At 63.4% G+C, this 20,022-nt stretch carries 22 protein-coding genes; 20 read left to right on the top strand and 2 right to left on the bottom strand.

Going from position 1 to position 20,022, the window contains the following annotated elements; all coding sequences use genetic code 11:
• Positions 1-277 precede the first annotated feature (277 nt).
• From PKKP23_RS08940 to PKKP23_RS08925, 4 genes are read left to right on the top strand one after another with little or no spacing between them, the layout of a single operon-like run.
• Positions 278-1,384 (top strand): RluA family pseudouridine synthase, encoded by a 1,107-nt coding sequence (locus PKKP23_RS08940; RefSeq protein WP_126876634.1) that lies wholly within the window; start codon positions 278-280, stop codon positions 1,382-1,384.
• Positions 1,365-2,024 carry an HAD-IA family hydrolase gene (locus PKKP23_RS08935; protein ID WP_126876633.1) on the top strand — a complete coding sequence of 220 codons (660 nt, stop codon included), beginning with the start codon at positions 1,365-1,367 and terminating at the stop codon, positions 2,022-2,024. Before PKKP23_RS08940 ends, PKKP23_RS08935 begins: the two co-directional genes overlap by 20 nt.
• Positions 2,021-2,413: a Rieske (2Fe-2S) protein gene (locus tag PKKP23_RS08930; RefSeq protein WP_017774660.1), complete on the top strand. Its 393-nt coding sequence runs from the start codon at positions 2,021-2,023 to the stop codon at positions 2,411-2,413. The genes PKKP23_RS08935 and PKKP23_RS08930 overlap by 4 nt, the downstream gene beginning before the upstream one ends.
• Positions 2,414-2,430: 17 nt before the next feature.
• Positions 2,431-3,444, top strand: coding sequence for a S49 family peptidase (locus PKKP23_RS08925; protein ID WP_126876632.1), 1,014 nt, complete (start codon positions 2,431-2,433; stop codon positions 3,442-3,444).
• A 93-nt stretch (positions 3,445-3,537) separates the two neighbouring features.
• On the opposite strand, the gene PKKP23_RS08920 is transcribed toward PKKP23_RS08925, so the two are convergent.
• Both PKKP23_RS08920 and PKKP23_RS08915 read right to left on the bottom strand, forming a co-directional pair.
• A complete protein-coding gene (locus tag PKKP23_RS08920; RefSeq protein WP_126876631.1) occupies positions 3,538-4,257 on the bottom strand; it encodes an SAM-dependent methyltransferase in 720 nt (239 codons plus the stop codon).
• A complete protein-coding gene (locus tag PKKP23_RS08915) occupies positions 4,254-4,889 on the bottom strand; it encodes a Maf-like protein (RefSeq protein WP_126876630.1) in 636 nt (211 codons plus the stop codon). The genes PKKP23_RS08920 and PKKP23_RS08915 overlap by 4 nt, the downstream gene beginning before the upstream one ends.
• A 247-nt stretch (positions 4,890-5,136) precedes the next feature.
• On the opposite strand from PKKP23_RS08915, the gene PKKP23_RS08910 reads away from it, so the two are divergent.
• The 16 genes from PKKP23_RS08910 (at position 5,137) to lepB (ending at position 19,909) form a co-directional block, all read left to right on the top strand.
• Positions 5,137-5,793 carry a DUF177 domain-containing protein gene (locus PKKP23_RS08910; protein WP_126876728.1) on the top strand — a complete coding sequence of 219 codons (657 nt, stop codon included), beginning with the start codon at positions 5,137-5,139 and terminating at the stop codon, positions 5,791-5,793.
• A 148-nt stretch (positions 5,794-5,941) separates the two neighbouring features.
• Positions 5,942-6,121, top strand: a complete 180-nt coding sequence (gene rpmF / locus PKKP23_RS08905; RefSeq protein WP_017774665.1) for a 50S ribosomal protein L32 — start codon at positions 5,942-5,944, stop codon at positions 6,119-6,121.
• 124 nt (positions 6,122-6,245) lie between these two features.
• The gene (plsX, locus tag PKKP23_RS08900) at positions 6,246-7,352 is read left to right on the top strand and encodes a phosphate acyltransferase PlsX (protein WP_026121404.1); all 1,107 of its coding nucleotides are present in this window, start codon (positions 6,246-6,248) and stop codon (positions 7,350-7,352) included.
• A complete protein-coding gene (locus PKKP23_RS08895) occupies positions 7,352-8,341 on the top strand; it encodes a beta-ketoacyl-ACP synthase III (RefSeq protein WP_126876629.1) in 990 nt (329 codons plus the stop codon). Before plsX ends, PKKP23_RS08895 begins: the two co-directional genes overlap by 1 nt.
• A gap of 130 nt (positions 8,342-8,471) precedes the next feature.
• Positions 8,472-9,404: an ACP S-malonyltransferase gene (fabD, locus tag PKKP23_RS08890; RefSeq protein ID WP_126876628.1), complete on the top strand. Its 933-nt coding sequence runs from the start codon at positions 8,472-8,474 to the stop codon at positions 9,402-9,404.
• A 169-nt stretch (positions 9,405-9,573) separates the two neighbouring features.
• Positions 9,574-10,323, top strand: coding sequence for a 3-oxoacyl-ACP reductase FabG (gene fabG, locus PKKP23_RS08885; RefSeq protein WP_126876627.1), 750 nt, complete (start codon positions 9,574-9,576; stop codon positions 10,321-10,323).
• A 165-nt stretch (positions 10,324-10,488) separates the two neighbouring features.
• Positions 10,489-10,728 (top strand): acyl carrier protein, encoded by a 240-nt coding sequence (acpP, locus tag PKKP23_RS08880; protein WP_004197638.1) that lies wholly within the window; start codon positions 10,489-10,491, stop codon positions 10,726-10,728.
• Positions 10,729-10,911: 183 nt separating this feature from the next.
• Positions 10,912-12,150 (top strand): beta-ketoacyl-ACP synthase II, encoded by a 1,239-nt coding sequence (fabF, locus tag PKKP23_RS08875; RefSeq protein WP_126876626.1) that lies wholly within the window; start codon positions 10,912-10,914, stop codon positions 12,148-12,150.
• Positions 12,151-12,229: 79 nt separating this feature from the next.
• Positions 12,230-12,661 carry a protein YgfX gene (locus PKKP23_RS33680; protein WP_420873205.1) on the top strand — a complete coding sequence of 144 codons (432 nt, stop codon included), beginning with the start codon at positions 12,230-12,232 and terminating at the stop codon, positions 12,659-12,661.
• Positions 12,662-12,800: 139 nt separating this feature from the next.
• Entirely contained in the window at positions 12,801-13,400 is a 600-nt protein-coding gene (rpoE, locus tag PKKP23_RS08865) for an RNA polymerase sigma factor RpoE (protein ID WP_017774672.1), read from the top strand.
• Positions 13,401-13,486: 86 nt separating this feature from the next.
• Positions 13,487-14,119 carry a sigma-E factor negative regulatory protein gene (locus PKKP23_RS08860; RefSeq protein ID WP_126876624.1) on the top strand — a complete coding sequence of 211 codons (633 nt, stop codon included), beginning with the start codon at positions 13,487-13,489 and terminating at the stop codon, positions 14,117-14,119.
• 5 nt (positions 14,120-14,124) lie between these two features.
• The gene (locus PKKP23_RS08855) at positions 14,125-15,186 is read left to right on the top strand and encodes a MucB/RseB C-terminal domain-containing protein (RefSeq protein ID WP_126876623.1); all 1,062 of its coding nucleotides are present in this window, start codon (positions 14,125-14,127) and stop codon (positions 15,184-15,186) included.
• Between the two features lie 23 nt (positions 15,187-15,209).
• A complete protein-coding gene (locus PKKP23_RS08850; protein WP_126876622.1) occupies positions 15,210-16,709 on the top strand; it encodes a DegQ family serine endoprotease in 1,500 nt (499 codons plus the stop codon).
• Between the two features lie 16 nt (positions 16,710-16,725).
• On the top strand, positions 16,726-16,995 hold the full coding sequence (locus PKKP23_RS08845) for a glutaredoxin family protein (RefSeq protein WP_126876621.1): 270 nt from the start codon (positions 16,726-16,728) through the stop codon (positions 16,993-16,995).
• Between the two features lie 202 nt (positions 16,996-17,197).
• The gene (lepA, locus tag PKKP23_RS08840) at positions 17,198-18,991 is read left to right on the top strand and encodes a translation elongation factor 4 (protein WP_017774677.1); all 1,794 of its coding nucleotides are present in this window, start codon (positions 17,198-17,200) and stop codon (positions 18,989-18,991) included.
• Between the two features lie 24 nt (positions 18,992-19,015).
• Positions 19,016-19,909 carry a signal peptidase I gene (lepB, locus tag PKKP23_RS08835; protein ID WP_017774678.1) on the top strand — a complete coding sequence of 298 codons (894 nt, stop codon included), beginning with the start codon at positions 19,016-19,018 and terminating at the stop codon, positions 19,907-19,909.
• Positions 19,910-20,022 lie beyond the last annotated feature (113 nt).

Genomic DNA, 20,022 nt, shown 5'->3' with positions numbered 1-20,022 from the left:
CCTGCCAGACAAATTCTTTGTACCAACATTCCGTTACCGTCGGAGCCGACGTGACCGAACGTGCCTGTGGGCGCCGTCCCTGCCCGTTGCGGGATCCGTGCGTGCAACTCGTTGCATCTCGTTGTCAGGGTGAGCAACCAGCCCCGGGCGCAAGTAAAATGACGATTTATCGCTTGCTGCCTGCGCAGACCGTGCGGTTTGGGGCGCCTCGAAGTCGTTCGAACCGTTCGAACGCGAAGGCCGGCCGCGCCGGTACGCTGGGCAAATTATATTCAGAATGAAAGGGTTAGGCAAAATTTCCCAGAATCAGGTCGCAAGCGACCAGGTTTCCTTCGTCGAAGTGGACGAGAACTCCGCCGGTCAGCGCATTGACAATTTCCTCACGCGCGTCTGCAAGGGCGTGCCGAAAAGCCACATCTACCGGATCCTGCGCAGCGGCGAAGTGCGCGTGAACAAAGGGCGGGTCGACGCTCAGTACCGGCTCGAACAGGGCGATCTGGTGCGCGTTCCGCCTATCCGGATCGCACAGACCCAGAGTTTCGACGCTGCGGCTGTGCCCTCCGCGCAGTTCGAGATCCTCTTCGAGGACGACGCACTGCTCGTCATCGACAAACCCGCCGGTGTGGCCGTTCACGGCGGCAGCGGCGTGGCGTTCGGCGTGATCGAGCAAATGCGGGAGGCAAGGCCGCACGCGAAGTTCCTGGAACTGGTGCACCGGCTGGACCGCGAAACCTCGGGCGTGCTCATGCTGGCGAAGAAGCGCACGGCGCTCGTGGGCCTGCACGAGCAGATCCGCGACAACCGCATGGACAAGCGCTACTACGCGTGCGTCCATGGACAATGGGCAAACGACTGGGGCCGTCGGCGCGTCGTCAAGGAGCCGTTGCACAAGTATCTGACTCCGGAAGGCGAGCGGCGCGTGCGTGTGCAGCCCGATGGTCTGGCCTCGCACACGATTTTCAATCTGGTCGACCGTTGGCCCGGGTACGCGCTTCTCGAAGCGGAGCTCAAGACCGGCCGCACGCATCAGATTCGTGTGCATCTGGCGCATCTCGGCCTGCCGATCGTCGGCGACGCCAAGTACGGCGATTTTGCGCTGAACAAGGCGCTTGCCCGAGCGAACGCCGTCCCGGGGCTCAAGCGCATGTTCCTGCACGCGTACCGGCTCAAGCTCGTGCATCCGCTCACCGGCGAGACCTTGCAGTTTGAAGCACCGTTGCCGGCGGATTGCCGGCGTTTCCTCTCGCAACTCACGGCGTTGCGCGATGGGGCCGCAAATGCAGGAAATTCGCCGCACGCCGGGACGCATCAGAACCCGGGTGAAAATAGGCACGATACCGATATCGAAGGGGAGACGAACGCGCATGGCCCGACAGCACTTTGACCTGATCGTCTTCGACTGGGACGGCACGCTGATGGACTCGACAGCGCACATCACGCGCAGCATCCAGGCCGCGTGCCGCGATCTCGGCCTTCCCGTGCCCGCCGACGAGGCGGCGAGCTTCGTGATCGGGTTGGGATTGCGCGACGCGTTGCAGATCGCCGCGCCGACGCTCGACCCGTCCGACTATCCGCGTCTCGCCGAGCGGTACCGGTTCCACTATCTGGTGAAGGATCAGCACACGGAACTCTTTACCGGCGTGCGTGAAATGCTGGAGGAACTGCGCGACACCGGCTATCTGCTGAGTGTTGCCACGGGCAAAAGTCGCGTGGGTCTGAACCGCGCCCTGGATCAGGCTCGTCTCACGAGCCTTTTCGACGGCACGCGCTGTGCTGACGAGACGTTCTCGAAGCCACACCCCGCCATGCTGCAGGAACTGGCGCGGGAACTTGGCCAGGACCTCGAGCGCACAGTCATGATCGGCGACACCACCCACGATCTGCAGATGGCGATCAACGCAGGCGCGGCCGGCGTGGGCGTGGCCTACGGCGCGCACCCGGCGGACTCGCTCGCCGCGCTCGAGCCCTGCTTCGTGGCCGACAGTGTCGGGTCGCTCGTCGCGTGGCTGCGGGAGAACGCGTGAGCGCCGCGGTGCTCGACCCCGTGCGCGTATGCGCCGCCGGGGACCTTGTCGAGGGCGGCCAGGGCGTGCGTTGCCGGGCGTCGTATGCGGGCGGGGAGGCGGTCGTGTTCTTCGTGCGCTACAACGGCAGGCCCTACGGCTATCTCAACCGCTGCGCCCATGTGCCCATGGAGCTCGACTGGGTGGAGGGCCAGTTCTTCGAATCGTCCGGTTTATACTTGATGTGCGCTACGCATGGCGCGATTTACGAGCCCGATACCGGCCGGTGTGTCGGCGGTCCGTGCCGCGGCGGCAGGCTTCGCCCGGTGCAGGCTGACGAAAGGGACACGCCGGAAGGCCGCGCCGTATTCTGGCTCCCGGACAACGATCTGCGTCCGGCCGATTCCTGACCTTCCACACGCCACGCATGTCCGACCAGCCGACTTCCGATCCGCGCGACCCCTCCTCGTCGGGTCCCCGACCCGTTCCTGCCACCTCTGCCGGAGAACCCGGCTGGGAGCGGGCGGCGCTCGAGCGTATCGCGCTCGCCGCGATCAACGAGCAACGCGCCGCCCGGCGCTGGAAAATTTTCTTCCGCTTCGCCTTTCTTGCCGTGTTGCTGGTTGTCGCCATCGGGCTGCTCGACGTCTCCGGCGGCAAGGTGTCCGGCTCGGGCCGCCATACGGCGCTCGTGTCGCTGGACGGCGAGATTGCGTCGGATAGCACTGCGAACGCCGAAGATATCGATACCGCACTCCAGAATGCGTTCGAAGACGACGGCACGGCCGGCGTGATTCTGCGCATCAACAGCCCGGGCGGAAGCCCCGTGCAGGCCGGCGTTATGTACAAGGAGATTCGTCGGCTGCGCGCGAAATATCCGGCCATCCCGCTCTACGTAGTGGTGGGCGACATGTGCGCCTCGGGCGGTTATTACGTCGCGGCGGCGGCCGACAAGATCTACGTGGACAAGGCCAGCATCGTGGGCTCGATCGGCGTGCTGATGGACGGCTTCGGTTTCACCGGGTTGATGGAGAAGCTCGGCATCGAGCGACGGGTTCGTACTTCGGGTGAGAACAAGGCGTTTTACGATCCGTTCTCGCCGGATACGCAGAAGATGGATGAGCATGCCCAGTCGATGCTCGATCAGATCCATACGCAGTTCATCTCGGCCGTGCGCGAAGGGCGCGGCAAACGGCTGCACGAGACGCCCGATATCTTCTCCGGCCTCTTCTGGACGGGCGAGAAGAGCGTGGAACTGGGTCTCGCAGACGGTTTCGGCGATATGGACTATGTGGCGCGCGACGTCATCAAGGCGCCGGACATCGTCGATTACACCGTGAAGGAAAGCCTGACCGACCGCGTGGCGCGCAAATTCGGCACCGCCGTGGGCAGTGCCGCCGTCCACACGCTGATTCTGACCGGCAAGGTGAATCTGCGCTGATTGCATCAACGAGCGGGTGAGTGGGCGCTCGCTTTTGGCCGCCTGAGCGAAACGGAAGGGTGCGCGGCCTGCGCCAAAGGCCGCGGCTAAGCGTTATACGGCGAGCAGCAGAAAAATCGCGGGCCGCTTCTGCAAATCCAGGGCTGGCGCCTTTTTCCAGGCAGATACCGGCCGGCTTGCAATAGTCTCCGTGGGTAAGGTCAGATCGGCCGCGACGCACAAAAGTGTCGAGGGTGCGCAGATGGAGATGAGCGCGTCCAGCAACGCGCGGTTGCGATACGGCGTCTCGATGAAAATCTGCGTCTGTTTCGACTTGCGCGACTGCTGCTCGAGTTCGCGCAGCCGCTTCGCGCGTTCGCCGGCATCGACGGGCAGGTAGCCGTGAAACGCGAAGCTTTGACCGTTCAGCCCCGAGGCCATGAGTGCAAGCAGAATCGAGCTGGGCCCGACAAGCGGTACGACCTTGACTCCACGCTCATGTGCGCGACGCACAAGAAGCGCGCCGGGATCGGCTACGGCCGGGCATCCCGCTTCGGACACGAGCCCGGCGTCCGTGCCGGCGAGCACCGGTTCGAGCAGCTTGTCGATTTCGCCGGGCGGCGTGTTCACGTTCAACTCGCGAATTTCGATCGCCTGAACAGGCTGTTCGGTACCCACTTTCTTCAGGAAGGCGCGCGTGGATTTGGCGTTTTCGCCAATGTAGTAGTGGAGTCCGGCCGCGCGCGTGCGCACCGCTTGCGGCAGCACGGCTGCGAGCGAATCGGCGTCGCCTTCGCCCAGCGTGTTCGGAATCAGGTAAAGCGTTCCGCTCATGCCGCCTCCAGCAACGGATAACCTGCGGCGAGCAGCATCCGCGTGAGCGCGATCAGCGGCAAGCCGATCAGCGCGGTGGGGTCGTCGGACTGAATCGCCTCCAGGAGCGCGATGCCGAGCCCTTCGGATTTGGCGCTACCCGCGACGTCGTAAGGCGTCTCGGCTCGCAGATAGGCGTCGAGCGCGCCGTCCGGCAGGCGGCGAAAACGCACGTGGGTGATCACATCCACGCTTTGCGACTCGGCCGATGCGCTGTCGAACAGGCATAGCGCACTGTGGAACAGTACCTCGCGGCCCCGCATGGCCTGCAATTGCGCCAGGGCGCGTTCGTGCGTGCCCGGTTTGCCGATCTGCTGGCCGTCGAACGTCGCAACCTGATCGGACCCGATAACGAGTGTGCGGCGCGCGTTCGCGGGCAGCGTGGCGGCCACGGCTTTCGCCTTGGCTTCGGCGAGGCGCAGCGCGGTGGCCTCCGGCGTTTCACCCGGGAGAGGCGTTTCGTCGATCGCGGGTACTGCTACGTCGAACGGAATGCGCAACCTTTCGAGCAGTTCACGCCGGTAGGGCGAACTGCTGGCGAGAATCAGGGCGGGCCGGCCGGTTGAAGGCGGGCGATCGGAAAAGTCCGGCATGGTCTATTGGGCGCTGAAAGAGGGGTGGCTGACGGGCTGGTGACGGCTAACGAGGGGCTGCGGCGGCCCGCGAACGTGCAAGAGACGGCGGCGCTACCGGCGATTTCGCCCGTGCCCTTAAGTGTTTGACTCGAAAAGACAAAGGCGATATGATCTCCGGCTTTTCATCGGTACGCTTTCGCATGCTCTTGCCGGTTCTCTTGTTGGCAACGAAGCTGCGCGAAATTCACCGATGCAGGAGCCGCCCATGACCGAACATCCTGGCAAACCTGCCGGTCCGGCCAGCATGCATGAACTTGATCTCTTCGAGTTCGCGCGCAGCGGGCGCCAGGCTGCGGGTGTAGTGCGCGTCTCGCAACTGCCGCGCATGTTAAACGAAGTCCCGGCAGACGCGCCAGACCGCGATACCTCGTTTACGTGGCAGGCGGAAGGCTCCACGCAGCCGGAATTGCAGGACGACGGTACCGAGGGTCCGCAGCCGTATTTGAGGCTCGCCGTCCACGGTGCCGCCTGGCTCGAGTGTCAGCGGTGCCTTACGCCGTACGAGCAGGCGTTCGATGTCGATGCAATTTATCGCATCGTTCAAACGGAAGCCGAGGCGGAGGAGTTTCCGCTCGACGAGGACGAAATCGAAGTGATCGTGGGCTCGCGCCAGTTCGATCTCATCGAGCTGATCGAGGAAGAATTGCTGCTTTCGTTGCCGGTGGTGCCGAAGCACGAGGTCTGCCCCGAAGTCCACGAGAGCCTCATTTCCGGTGCGAGTGGCGAGGATGCCAGCGAGCCGCCCGAAGAAGACGTTGAGGGCGGCCAAAGCGTTGGCGAGCCGGAGCAGGGCACGACAAAGCCTAATCCTTTTGCGGCGCTGGAAGCGCTCAAGAAGGGTGGGGTGGGCGACAAGCATTGACGGCGCTTTAAGCGGGCGTTGAACAAACAGGTTGCAGGGTAGCGCGATACGCCTCTGCGCAGTCCGGGCAGTAGGTCGGGACAGGTGTCAGGGTTGGTTAAGGCCGGATCGTGCTGTGTTAGAATTCGGAAAATTTTCAGGAGTTATCATGGCAGTTCAACAGAACAAGAAGTCGCCGTCGAAGCGCGGCATGCACCGCTCGCACGATTTCCTTCAGTCGGCCCCGCTGGCTGTCGAGCCGAGCACGGGTGAAGTGCATCTGCGTCACCACGTCAGCCCGAATGGTTATTACCGCGGCAAGAAGGTTGTCAAGACGAAGAACGACTAATCGCCACATCGCGTTGCGCCTTCTGGCGTTTCGCATGGCGACCCGTTCGCTTGACTACTTTCCTGCTCGGCAAAAAGGCGGCATTCAACTGCCGCTTTTTTGTGTCTGAAATTCGTCGCATTCCATGACTGTAAAGCTCACGATTGATTGCATGGGAGGCGACCACGGTCCGTCCGTCACCGTCCCCGCTGCGGTCCATTTCGTTCGTGCGCATCCCGACGCGCATCTGATGCTCGTCGGCGTCGAAACGGCGATTCGAGCGCAGCTGAAAAAGCTCAAGGCACTGGACGACCCGGCGCTTTCCATCGTGGCAGCAAGCGAGATCGTCGCCATGGACGATCCGGTCGAGGTCGCGCTGCGCAAGAAGAAAGACTCGTCGATGCGCGTGGCGCTCAACCGCGTGAAGGACGGAGAGGCGCAGGCCTGCATCTCCGCCGGCAACACCGGCGCGCTGATGGCCGTCTCTCGCTATGTGCTCAAGACGCTGCCGGGCATCGAGCGGCCGGCTATCGCGTTCGCCATGCCGAACCCGCATGGCTACACGACCATGCTCGATCTCGGCGCGAATGTCGATTGCGGGCCGCAGCATCTGCTGCAGTTCGCCGAGATGGGGCACGCGCTCGTGTCCGCACTCGAAGGCAAGGAGCGTCCGAGCATCGCACTCCTGAACATCGGCGAAGAAGTCATCAAGGGTAACGAGACCATCAAGCGCGCAGGCGAACTGCTGCGCGCAAGCACGCTGAATTTTCGCGGCAACGTGGAAGGCAACGATATTTACAAGGGCACCGTCGACGTGATCGTCTGCGACGGTTTCGTTGGAAATGTCGCGCTGAAAACGTCGGAAGGATTGGCTCAGATACTCGCCGACATCATCAAGGAAGAGTTCGGCCGCTCGTGGCTCACGAAGCTCATGGCGCTCGCCGCGCTGCCGGTGCTTTCGCGCTTCAAGAAGCGTGTGGATTACCGTCAGTACAACGGCGCGGCCCTTCTCGGCCTGCGCAGTCTCGTCATCAAAAGCCACGGTTCTGCGGACGCCTACGCGTTTGAGTGGGCGATCAAACGCGGGTATGATGCCGTCAAAAATGGCGTGGTGGAACGTCTTGCGCGCGCCATGGAAGAGAACGCGGCACCCCTCGAGCGGGCCGCGCGCGAAGCGGGCGGCGCGGGCTTTGCGAGCCCCGTCGCGGGCCAGCCGGCCGAGCCCTACGCAGCATTATCCCCGAAGGCATAATGGCTCAATCGACTCTATATTCCCGCGTGGCCGGTACTGGCAGCTATCTGCCGCCGGGCCGCGTCACGAACCAGGAACTGGCTGAACGCCTCGCGAAGAACGGCATCGAAACGAGCGATGAATGGATCGTTGCCCGCACCGGCATCCATGCGCGCCATTTCGCCGAACCCGACGTTCCCACCAGCGAACTCGCACTGATCGCTTCGCGTCGTGCGATCGAAGCGGCGGACATCGATCTGCAGTCCATCGATCTGATCATCGTTGCGACGTCCACTCCCGACTACGTGTTTCCGAGCACGGCCTGCCTGCTGCAGAGCAAGCTCGGCATCAAGAGCCACGGCGCGGCATTCGACGTGCAGGCCGTGTGCTCCGGCTTCGCCTATGCTCTGGCGACCGCCGACAGCTTCATTCGCGGCGGACAGGTGCGCACGGCGCTCATCGTCGGCGCCGAGACGTTCTCCCGTATTCTCGATTTCAATGATCGCACCACGTGCGTGCTGTTCGGCGACGGCGCCGGAGCAGTGATCCTCCAGGCATCGGACGAGCCCGGCGTGCTCTCGAGCGCACTGCACGCCGACGGCAGCTACGCAAATATTCTCTGCACGCCCGGCAACGTGAACGGCGGCGTGGTTGCCGGCAGCGCGTTCCTGCACATGGATGGCCAGGCGGTGTTCAAGCTCGCCGTCAACCTGCTGGAGAAAGTTGCCGTCGAAGCGCTGGAAAAGGCTCATCTCTCGGCTGATCAAATCGACTGGCTCGTTCCGCATCAGGCCAACATCCGCATCATGCAGGGCACCTGCCGCAAGCTGCACTTGCCGCAGGAGCGCATGATCGTCACGGTCGGCGAGCACGGCAACACGTCGGCCGCCTCCATTCCGCTCGCTCTCGACGTCGCCGTGCGCGACGGGCGCATCCGTCGCGGCCAGAACGTGCTGATCGAGGGAGTCGGCGGGGGCTTCACCTGGGGTGCATCCGTCATCCGTTATTGACGACCGCAGTGGTGCGGTGCCGGAGCGCTGCAACCGCCTATGTGGTTGTCACGCGGGGCAATCGCGCCGCATCGCGGTGCACGCGCAGAGCGTGTGCGCCCGCATCTGAAATCATCGAATTGGGGACGTTATGAAATTCGCGTTCGTTTTTCCCGGACAGGGCTCGCAGTCGGTCGGCATGCTGAATGCGTTCGCCGACCACGCTATCGTGCGCGAGACCGTCGAGGAAGCCTCCGACGCGCTCGGCCAGGACCTGGGCAAGCTGATCGCCGAAGGGCCTGCCGAGGAACTCAATCTCACGACCAATACGCAGCCCGTCATGCTCACGGCGGCTTACGCCGTCTACCGCGCCTGGCAACAGGCGGGTGGTCCGGCGCCGGCCATTGTGGCCGGCCACAGCCTGGGCGAGTACACCGCGCTCGTGGCGGCCGGCGCGCTCGCATTTCGCGATGCTGTGCCGCTCGTGCGTTTCCGCGCGCAGGCGATGCAGTCGGCGGTGCCGGTGGGCGAAGGCGGCATGGCAGCGATTCTTGGCCTCGACGACGACGCGGTGCGCGCCGTGTGCGCGGAGGCCTCAGTCGCCGGCGTTGTCGAAGCGGTGAATTTCAACGCGCCTGCGCAGGTCGTGATCGCGGGCCACAAGGCCGCTGTCGAAAAGGCCTGCGAACTCGCGAAGGCAAAGGGCGCGAAGCGCGCGCTGCCGCTGCCGGTGTCGGCGCCGTTTCACTCGTCGCTGCTCAAGCCGGCTTCGGACCAGTTGCGCGAGTATCTCGCGAGCGTCGAAGTACGCGAACCCGCCATTCCCGTCGTGAACAACGTCGATGTCGCCATGGTGCGCGACCCGGCGGCAATTCGCGACGCGCTGGTGCGTCAGGCCGCGGGCGCGGTGCGCTGGGTGGAATGCGTGAAGGCGATTGCAGCGCAAGGCGTGACGCACGTGATCGAATGCGGTCCCGGCAAAGTGTTGGCGGGCCTCACGAAACGTATCGACGGCAACCTCGTGGGGGCGGCGATCGTGGACCCGGCTTCGCTCGACGAGGCACTGAAGCTCGCCGGCGCCTGACTCGACGAGTGCGGTCGGGCGGCTTTGCTGCCCACGGGCCCGTGGCGTGCCTGCGCTGACAGCCAAGCCAGACGCTTTCGCCGCGAGGCGCATCGCCGATGAGCGCATTCCTGTATTACTCGCCCGCTGATTTGATGGTTATCGGGCCATTCGCAATCCGGACTGAACGATGGAAAAGACTCTCGACAAACAGATCGCGATCGTAACCGGCGCGTCGCGCGGCATTGGCCGCGCCATCGCGCTCGTACTGGCTCGCCAGGGCGCAACCGTGATCGGCACGGCAACGAGCGAAGTGGGCGCAGTCGCGATCAGCGACGCGTTCAAGGCAGCAGATCTGAACGGTCGCGGCGCGGTGCTCGACGTCAACGATGCCGGCGCGGTGGAAGCGCTGATCGAAGCGACCGTCAAGGAATTCGGCAGCCTCGGCATTCTCGTCAACAACGCCGGCATCACGCAGGACCAACTCGCCATGCGCATGAAGGACGAGGAGTGGGACGCGGTGATCGACACCAACCTGAAGGCGGTGTTCCGTCTGTCGCGTGCGGTTCTGCGTCCGATGATGAAGGCGCGCGGCGGTCGCATCATCAACATCACGTCGGTGGTGGGTTCGGCGGGCAACCCGGGTCAGGTGAATTACGCTGCGGCGAAGGCCGGGGTGGCAGGCATGACGCGTGCGCTCGCGCGCGAGATAGGCAGCCGCAACATCACCGTGAATTGCGTTGCGCCGGGCTTCATCGACACCGACATGACCAAGGTTCTGCCCGAAGAGCAGCAGGCGGCGCTCAAGGCGCAGATTCCGCTCGGCCGTCTTGGCAGCCCGGACGATATCGCGCACGCCGTTGCGTTCCTCGCGTCGCCGCACGCCGGCTACATTACCGGCACGACGATGCACGTCAACGGCGGTATGTACATGTCGTAACCGGATTCAGGTACTATCCGCGCCTTGATGCGCTCGTCGCAAACACCGTTGAAGAGCGCAGCGCGGACTGGCCATCTGGAACCCGTGGGCGCAGCTTTTTTGCCAGGTCAAACCTGATAAAATGCGCGCACTCGTATTTATGAACTTTCTTCCCTTGGAGGGGTAATGGACAACATCGAACAGCGCGTCAAGAAGATCGTCGCGGAACAACTGGGCGTAGCCGAAGCGGAAATCAAGAACGAAGCATCGTTCGTGAACGATCTCGGCGCGGACTCGCTCGATACCGTCGAACTGGTCATGGCCCTCGAAGACGAATTCGGCATGGAAATTCCGGATGAGGAAGCCGAAAAGATCACGACCGTCCAGCAGGCTATCGACTACGCCCGCGCGAACGTCAAGGCCTGAGCCGGTTCGCGTCCGCGTTCCGCGCGCTGCCTGCCGGGCCGCGCCGCTGCCCGCTCATCAGCCAGTGCACCTGCGAGCACATTTGCAAGCGCATCTGCCGGCTAACAGCCACAGGGCTCACAGGAGCATTTCCTGTGGCCCCTGTGGCTTTTGCTTTTGTCATTCTATGGAAAAGGGGTTACCGTGAGCCGCCGTCGAGTTGTCGTTACAGGCCTGGGGCTGATTTCGCCTGTTGGCAATAATGTTGCCGACGGCTGGTCCAATCTCGTTGCCGGCACGTCCGGCATCGCCAACATCACGAAGTTCGACGCGTCGAACTTCTCGACGCGCTTCGCCGGCGAGGTGAAGGGCTTCAACATCGAGGACTACATCCCCGGCAAGGAAGCCCGCCATATGGATACGTTCATCCATTACGGCGTTGCGGCGGGCATGCAGGCGATGCGGGACAGCGGGCTTGAAATCACCGACGAAAACGCGGAACGCGTGGGCGTGGTGGTGGGGTCCGGCATCGGCGGACTGCCGATGATCGAAATTACGCAGACCGAACTGCTCAATCGCGGTCCGCGCCGTATTTCGCCGTTCTTCGTGCCGGCCTCGATCATCAACATGATCTCGGGCCACCTGTCGATCAAGTTCGGCATCAAGGGTCCCAATCTCGCGATCGTCACGGCCTGTACGACGGGCCTGCATTGCATCGGCGAGGCCGCGCGCCTCATCGAGTACGGCGATGCGGACGCGATGATCGCGGGCGGTGCTGAGTCCACCGTGTCGCCGCTCGGCATTGGCGGTTTCGCCGCGGCGCGCGCGCTTTCGCAGCGTAACGACGATCCGGCTACGGCGAGTCGTCCCTGGGACAAGGATCGCGACGGCTTCGTGCTGGGCGAGGGTGCGGGCGTGATGATGCTCGAGGAGTACGAGCACGCGAAGGCGCGCGGCGCGAAGATCTACGCCGAAGTGGCGGGCTACGGCATGAGCGGCGACGCGTACCACATGACGGCACCGCTCGAGAATGGCGACGGCGCGCGCCGCTGCATGCTGGCCGCGCTGAAGAATGCACGCGTCAATCTGGACGAGGTGAGCTACCTGAACGCACACGGCACGTCGACGCCGCTTGGCGATCTCGCGGAGACGACGGGCATCAAGCGCGCATTCGGCGATCACGCGAAGAACATCGTCGTCAATTCGACCAAGTCGATGACGGGCCACCTGCTCGGTGGCGCCGGTGGTCTCGAGTCGGTGTTTACGGTGCTGACCGTGTACAACCAGGTGTCGCCGCCCACCATCAACATCTTCAACCAGGACCCGGAGTGCGATCTCGACTACTGTGCCAACACGGCGCGGGAGATGAAGATCGACGTGGCGCTGAAGAACTCGTTCGGGTTCGGCGGCACCAACGGCACGCTGGTCTTCAAGCGCGTCTGATCGCTTGACGCCGCTCTCCCGGGCGGGGTGTCCGCCGGGTCCGCAAGATGGACCATGGTCTGCGCTGCCGTCCGGGGAAGTGGTGCAACGCCTGGCGCCGCGACGCATTGCGTTGCGGCAGTCAGTCGGTTTGCAGATTGCCGTGTTCTGTTTCATCGCGGTTGCTGTTGCAGCCGTTCATACGAGCCTCGCGCCTTGGCTCGGCGGCTGGCGCGCGTTGCCGCTTTCTCTGGCCGTTCTGGCGCTGCTTGCGTTGGTTTCTGCGGCGCTTCGTCGCGGCGCCCCGGCTGCAATTGAAATCGGGCCAGACGGTGTGTCGGCGTTCGACCGCAGCGGCGTGCGCGTTGCCCAAGGGCTCATCGCGGCCAGTTCACAGTGGGGCGCCTGGCTGCTCGTCCTCGTTCTCGCTTCAGGTCGGCGCCGGTACTCACTGGTTATCACGGCCGACGCGCTCCATCCCGATGCTTTTCGCGAACTCTCGGTAATCGCGCGTTGCGGCGGACGTGGATGACCCCCGCGCGTGCTTGCTGCCGGCTGAACCGGCTACTACCCGTAACGCCTGTAACCGCTGTTACCGGCGTAACGTGAGGGGCCGAACGGAACGCTACAATGGTGCCCCGCGGGGCACTCCCCATTAACGGATTTATCAGGTGAGCGAAAAAGAAATCGATCAGTTGCTCGTCGAGCGCGTGCAAAAAGGCGACAAGGCGGCGTTCGAACTTCTGGTCTCCAAATACCACCGCAAGATCATCCGGCTGATCTCGCGTCTCGTGCGGGACCCCGCCGAGGTCGAGGACGTGGCCCAGGACGCCTTCATCAAGGCATACCGCGCGCTGCCGCAGTTTCGCGGCGAATCGGCGTTTTATACGTGGTTGTACCGGATTGCGGTGAATACCGCCAAGAACTACCTTGCGACCCAGGGCCGTCGGGCGCCCACCTCGACGGAGGCGGACGCGGAGGAGGCGGAAACTTTCTCCGACGCCGATCAACTAAGGGATATCAATACGCCCGAGTCGATGTTGATGAGCAAGCAGATCGCGGAGACGGTCAACGCTGCCATGGCGCTGTTGCCGGAAGAACTGCGCACCGCCATTACGCTCCGGGAAATTGAAGGATTGAGCTACGAAGAGATCGCCGAGATGATGGGCTGCCCGATCGGCACCGTCAGATCGCGAATTTTTCGTGCTCGAGAAGCCATTGCGGCAAAATTGCGTCCGCTGCTGGACACACCTGAAGGCAAGCGCTGGTAAGCGGTACCGGCAGCCAGAAGGGCACGAGCGCGATTATCAGGGTTTGGGTGGTGTCACTACGGGGTCTGTAAGGAATGGGGATCATCATGGGGTCGGTCTCGATGCAATCGCAAGCAGGCTCGCACGGCGAGCACCTGTCCGCTTTCGTCGACGGGGAAATGCCTGGCGACGGGCAATTGAACACCTTTCTCGGCGGGCTCAACCCCGAGGAACGCGCGGCGTGGTCCAGCTATCACCTGATCGGCGATGCGCTGCGTTCCGACGACCTCGCCATCAGTCCGGCGGCAAGCAGCGCTTTCCTGGCGGGTTTTGCCGCGCGCTTCGAGTCGGAGCCGCATCTACTCGCACCGCCCTCGGCGCCAGTCACGCGCCGTTTGCTTGCGCTGCGTCGCCGGGTGGTTCCCGCGTTCGCCGTCGCGGCCGCCGCCGCAACGCTGACGTGGATCGTCGTGCCGCAACTGCAAGGTGCGGGCGGCGTGGCCAGCCATGGCGGCGCCCAACTCGCGGCGGTCCAGCCCACCGACAGCGTACAGCGCGTGGCGATGGCTTCCATGCCGGCGGCCAATGTGCAGCCTGCTGTGGCGCAGGACGCCAACATCATTCGCGACGCACGACTCGACCAGTATCTTGAAGCGCACCAGCAGTTCGCCCAGCAACCGATGGTTCCCGACTCCATGCCGCTGATCCGCGCTGCAGCGCTTACTACGCAAGGCCAATAAGTCTGATGCAGACCCTGCGGTTGAATAAAACGACGATCTGGGGACGGCTGCCGGCATTCCTGTGCTGTGCAGCCGTGTTGTTATCGGCGCTGTCGGTCACTGCCCGCGCCGACGCGCAAGGGACTTCCGCCAGCGATCCGGCTGCCACACGCCGCATGGCGGCCGAATGGCTGAACCGGATTCACCAGGCCGCCCAGCAGCAGAACTACGAGGGTGCCTTCGTTTATCAGCGCGGCACGTTCGTGCAGACTTCGCGCATCACCCACTACGCCACGCACGGTGATGGCGAGTACGAGCAGCTCGAAAGCCTCGACGGCAAGCCGCGCAAGATGCTGCGCCATAACGACGAGCTTTATACGTTTGTTCCCGAGCGTCACCTCTGTGTGGTCGAAAAGCGCCAGAACAAAGACTCGTTCCCGGCCTTGCTCGCCGCGAGTGCGGACCAGGTGTTGTCGGTCTATGAGCCGAAGCTGGTGGGTACCGACCGTGTGGCGGGCGTCGACAGCCAGGTGATTGAGCTCGATCCGAAAGACGCGTATCGATTCGCGTACAAACTGTGGGCGGACACGAAGACCGGTCTGCTGCTACGTGCGCAAACGCTGGACGCTGGCGGTCAGGTGCTCGAACAGTTGTCGTTCTCGCAGATCCGCATCGGTGTGCCGGCCGACAAAACGCCGATCGCGAACGGCATTCGCAATACCGCAGGCTGGACCATCGTGCGGCCGCCGGTTGAAGCGGTGGACATGGAAGCCCAGGGCTGGCAGTTCGCGCCCACCGTGCCGGGTTTCCACAAAATTCGCGAGCTGCGCCGGCCCATGGCCGCCCGCAACCCGTCGAGCCCGCCCATTCCGGTCGATCAGGCCGTCTTCTCGGACGGGCTCGCCGCCATTTCGATTTTTATCGAGCCGGTCGAAAACAATACACGCAAGGAAGGGACGGGCAATAGCGGGGCGACGCACGTTCTCGTGAAGCGCAGCGGCGACTACTGGATCACGCTGCTCGGCGAGGTGCCCCAGGCAACGTTGCAGCAATTCGCGTCTGCCATAGAATACAAGGCTCCGCGATAAACCCTCCTTCGGCTGACTACGATATGACGACTTTTTCGGTGCGCAAATTCTTCGCGGCCGCAGCGGTGGCGGTCTGCCTGCCGTTCGCGCCGCACCCGGCGTCTGCGGCCCCGGCGGCCAATCTGCCCGATTTCACCGACCTTGTGGACAAGGTCGGTCCCGCAGTCGTCAATATCCGCACCACCGCGCGTGTGCCTACGTCGCAGCGCGGGCTGCCGCCCGGACTCGACGACGGCGACATGTCGGAGTTCTTCCGCCGCTTCTTCGGCATTCCGATGCCGCAGTCACCGCAAACGCCGCAATCGCCGCGTGGTGGTCAAGGCGGCGGCTCGGACTCGTCACCCGACAGCGGCGGCAACGACACCGAGCAGAACAGCGGCGTGGGTTCCGGCTTCATCCTGTCGGCCGACGGCTACGTGATGACGAACGCGCACGTCGTGGACGGCGCGGACAGCATCTACGTGACGCTCACCGACAAGCGCGAGTTCAAGGCGAAGCTGATCGGCGTGGACGACCGCACGGACGTGGCCGTCGTGAAGATCAGCGCATCGAGCCTGCCCGCGGTGACGATCGGCGATTCGAACAAGGTTCGCGTAGGCGAATGGGTGGTGGCGATCGGCTCGCCGTTCGGGCTCGAAAATACGGTGACGGCCGGTATTGTCAGCGCGAAGGGCCGTGACACCGGCGACTACCTGCCGTTCATCCAGACCGATGTTGCGGTGAATCCCGGCAACTCGGGCGGTCCGCTCATCAACATGCAGGGCGAGGTGATCGGCATCAACTCGCAGATTTATAGCCGCACCGGCGGCTTCATGGGCATCTCCTTCGCCATTCCCATTGACGAGGCCATGCGCGTGGCCGACCAGCTCAAGTCCACCGGCAAGGTGGTGCGCGGTCGCATTGCAGTGGCGATTGGCGAAGTGACCAAGGACGTGGCCGACTCGCTGGGCTTGCCGAAGGCGCAGGGCGCCCTGGTGAGCAGCGTGGAGCCGGGCGGGCCGGCCGACAAGGCAGGCGTGCAGCCGGGCGACATCATCCTGAAGTTCAACGGCCAGTCGGTGGATGCGGCAACGGATCTTCCGCGCATGGTGGGCGACACGAAACCGGGCACGAAGGCGACGGTCACGGTCTGGCGCAAGGGCCAGACGCGCGATATGCCCATCACGGTTGCCGAAATGCAGACGGACAAGACCGCGAAGGCTGACCAGAAGCCGGCCCCGGCTCCGAAGCCGCGCGCGTCGAATTCGCTCGGTATTGCGGTGAGCGACATTCCAGAAGATCAATTGAAGACGTTGAAGCTGCGCAGCGGCGTGCAGATTGACGCCGTCGACGGCCCGGCCGCGCGGGCGGGGCTGCAGAAGGGCGACATCATCCTGCGGGTGGGCGACACGGACATCAAGAGCGCGAAGCAATTCGAAGAGGTTGCCTCGCACCTCGATTCGCAGAAGATGGTCGCTGTGCTCGTGCGTCGCGGCGAGAACACCCAGTTCGTACCGCTGCGCCCCCGCGCAACGGCAAAATGACGAGGCATAGCGCCTGATGCCCACCGCTTGCGCAACCCTCACGCTGTATGGGCGCGCGTGGTGCCACCTGTGCGACGACATGCGCGCCGCGCTCGAGCCGTTGCTGGCCGAGTTCGGCGCGACCGTCGAAATCATCGATATCGATGTGGACCCCGTGCTGGAGGGGCGCTACAACGAACTGGTGCCGGTGCTTGCAATCGGGGGCATCGAATTGTGTCGCTACCGGTTCGAAGAAGCGCCGGTGCGAGCCGCGCTGACGCAGCTCGCGGCGTCCACACGCGAGTGAGGGCGGCGGTTGGCTGTACGGTTGATCCAGCCGTCCTGGATGCTTTACCCGTTTCTACGCCCGAACGCGCTGAAGATTGGCCGAGGCCGCCCAAAGCTGCCTCTGGAAGGCCTTTTCGGCTAAAATAGTCCGGTTTTTCATTTGCTTACAAGGCGTGCTCTGCAATCGTCCGGGCGCGCCTTTTTCGCTTGATCGGCACTGAATGGATCATATTCGTAACTTCTCGATCATTGCGCACATCGACCATGGCAAGTCGACGCTCGCCGATCGCATCATCCAGTTGTGCGGCGGCTTGTCTGACCGTGAAATGGAATCGCAGGTGCTCGACTCGATGGATCTCGAGCGCGAGCGCGGCATCACCATCAAGGCGCAGACCGCGGCGCTGAGTTATCGCGCGCGCGACGGGAAGGTTTACAACCTCAACCTGATCGACACGCCAGGCCATGTCGACTTCTCATATGAAGTAAGCCGTTCGCTGTCGGCTTGCGAGGGCGCGCTGCTTGTCGTGGACGCGAGCCAGGGCGTCGAAGCCCAGACGGTTGCGAACTGCTACACGGCCATCGAACTCGGCGTCGAAGTCGTGCCGGTGCTCAACAAGATCGATCTGCCGGCGGCGAATCCCGAAAACGCGATTGCCGAAATCGAAGACGTGATCGGCATCGACGCAACCGATGCCACGCGTTGCAGCGCGAAGACGGGCGAGGGTGTGGAAGACGTACTCGAAGCGCTCGTCGCCAAGGTGCCGCCGCCGAAGGGCGACCCGGAAGCACCGTTGCAGGCGCTCATCATCGACTCGTGGTTCGACAACTACGTCGGCGTCGTGATGCTCGTGCGCATCGTCAATGGCACGCTGCGCCCGAAAGAGCGCATCAAGCTGATGGCGACGGGCGCCCAGTACCCGGTCGAGCACGTCGGCGTCTTCACGCCGAAGTCGAAAGACCTCGAGGTGCTCTCCGCGGGCCAGGTAGGCTTCATCATCGCCGGCATCAAGGAACTGGCGGCAACCAAAGTGGGCGATACGGTCACCAACGCGGCAAAGCCTGCCGCGGAGCCGCTGCCGGGCTTCAAGGAAGTGAAGCCGCAGGTGTTCGCGGGGCTGTATCCGGTCGAGGCCAACCAGTACGACGCACTGCGCGAGTCGCTCGAAAAGCTGAAGCTGAACGACGCGTCGCTGCAATACGAGCCGGAAGTCTCGCAGGCGCTCGGCTTTGGCTTCCGCTGCGGCTTCCTCGGTCTGTTGCACATGGAGATCGTGCAGGAGCGGCTCGAGCGCGAATTCGACATGGACCTGATCACCACGGCGCCCACCGTGGTGTACGAAGTGGTGCTGGCCGACGGCAGCACAATCATGGTCGAGAACCCGGCGAAGATGCCGGACCCGTCGAAGATTGAAGAGATTCGCGAGCCGATCGTCACCGTGAACCTGTACATGCCGCAGGACTACGTGGGCTCGGTCATCACGCTGTGTACGCAAAAGCGCGGCAACCAGGTGAACATGCAGTACCACGGCCGCCAGGTGCAGCTCACCTACGAAATTCCGATGGCCGAGATCGTGCTCGACTTCTTCGACCGGCTGAAGTCGGTGTCGCGCGGCTACGCGTCCATGGACTACGAGTTCAAGGAATATCGCGCGTCGGACGTGGTCAAGGTCGACATGCTCATCAACGGCGACAAGGTGGATGCGCTTTCCGTGATCGTCCACCGTTCGCAGTCGCAGTATCGCGGCCGCGAAGTGGCCGCGAAAATGCGCGAGATCATTCCGCGCCAGATGTACGACGTCGCGATCCAGGCGGCGATCGGCGCGCACATCATCGCGCGCGAGAACATCAAGGCGCTGCGCAAGAACGTGCTCGCCAAGTGCTATGGCGGCGACATCACGCGCAAGAAGAAACTGCTCGAGAAACAGAAGGAAGGCAAAAAGCGGATGAAGCAGGTCGGCTCCGTCGAAATTCCGCAAGAGGCATTTCTTGCCATCCTCCGGGTCGAAGACAAATAAGATCAACACGGGAACCGTACCTACATGAATTTTGCCCTGATTCTTTTTGTGCTCGTCATTCTGACGGGCGTTGCATGGGTGGCGGACAAACTGGTTTTCATGCCGCAGCGGCGGCGGGCGGCAGAGGCGGCGGTGGCGGAATTCGACCGCCAGCAGGCGCGCGTCGGCGAGCGCTTCGCAGACGAGAACGCGCCCGCCACGCGAGCCCGCCTGCGCGAAGAAAAGCTGCGCCAGCCGTGGTGGCTCGAGTATTCCGCGAGCTTCTTTCCTGTCATCCTCGTGGTGTTCATGGTGCGCTCGTTCGTGATCGAGCCGTTCAAGATTCCGTCGGGATCGATGGTGCCCACGCTGCTGGTTGGCGACTTCATCCTCGTCAACAAATTCGACTACGGCATTCGCCTGCCCATCGTGAATACGAAGATCACGCAGGGCCGTCCGCTCGAACGCGGCGACGTGGTGGTGTTCCGCTACCCGAAGGACGAGTCGGTGGACTACATCAAACGCGTGATCGGCTTGCCTGGCGACGTGGTCGCGTACGAAGACAAGAAGCTCACCATCAACGGCAAGCCGGTTCCCGAAACGCCGCTGCCCGACTACTTCGACGAGGAGCGCATCGGCTACGCGAAGCAGTTCGAAGAAGATCTCAACGGACGCAAGAACGCGATCCTCAATAATCCGGCCGTGCCGCCCTTCGTGGTGGGTGCGGAAGATTACCCGTATCGTGAGAACTGTCAGTACAACGATCGCGGCGTCGTATGCAAGGTGCCGGCGGGGCACTACTTCATGATGGGCGACAATCGCGACAACAGCGCCGACAGCCGCTACTGGGGCTTCGTTCCGGACAAAAACCTGGTCGGCCGCGCCTTCTTCATCTGGATGAACTTCGGCAACCTGAAGCGCGTCGGCTCGTTCAACTGAGCACACATCGTCACGATGCGTTTCGCACGCGAGACGCATCGCATCGTGTTCGCGCGGCACTTTAAGAACGTGCGATAACGCCGCTTCACCACGCTTTTTCGCCCGCTGCCCCG

The sequence above is a fragment of the Paraburkholderia kururiensis JCM 10599 = LMG 19447 genome (genome assembly GCF_003986935.1).
GTDB classification, from domain to species: Bacteria; Pseudomonadota; Gammaproteobacteria; order Burkholderiales; family Burkholderiaceae; genus Paraburkholderia; species Paraburkholderia kururiensis.
Note: the sequence above shows the minus strand (reverse complement) of the source record. Positions and strands in the feature narration are given on the sequence as shown.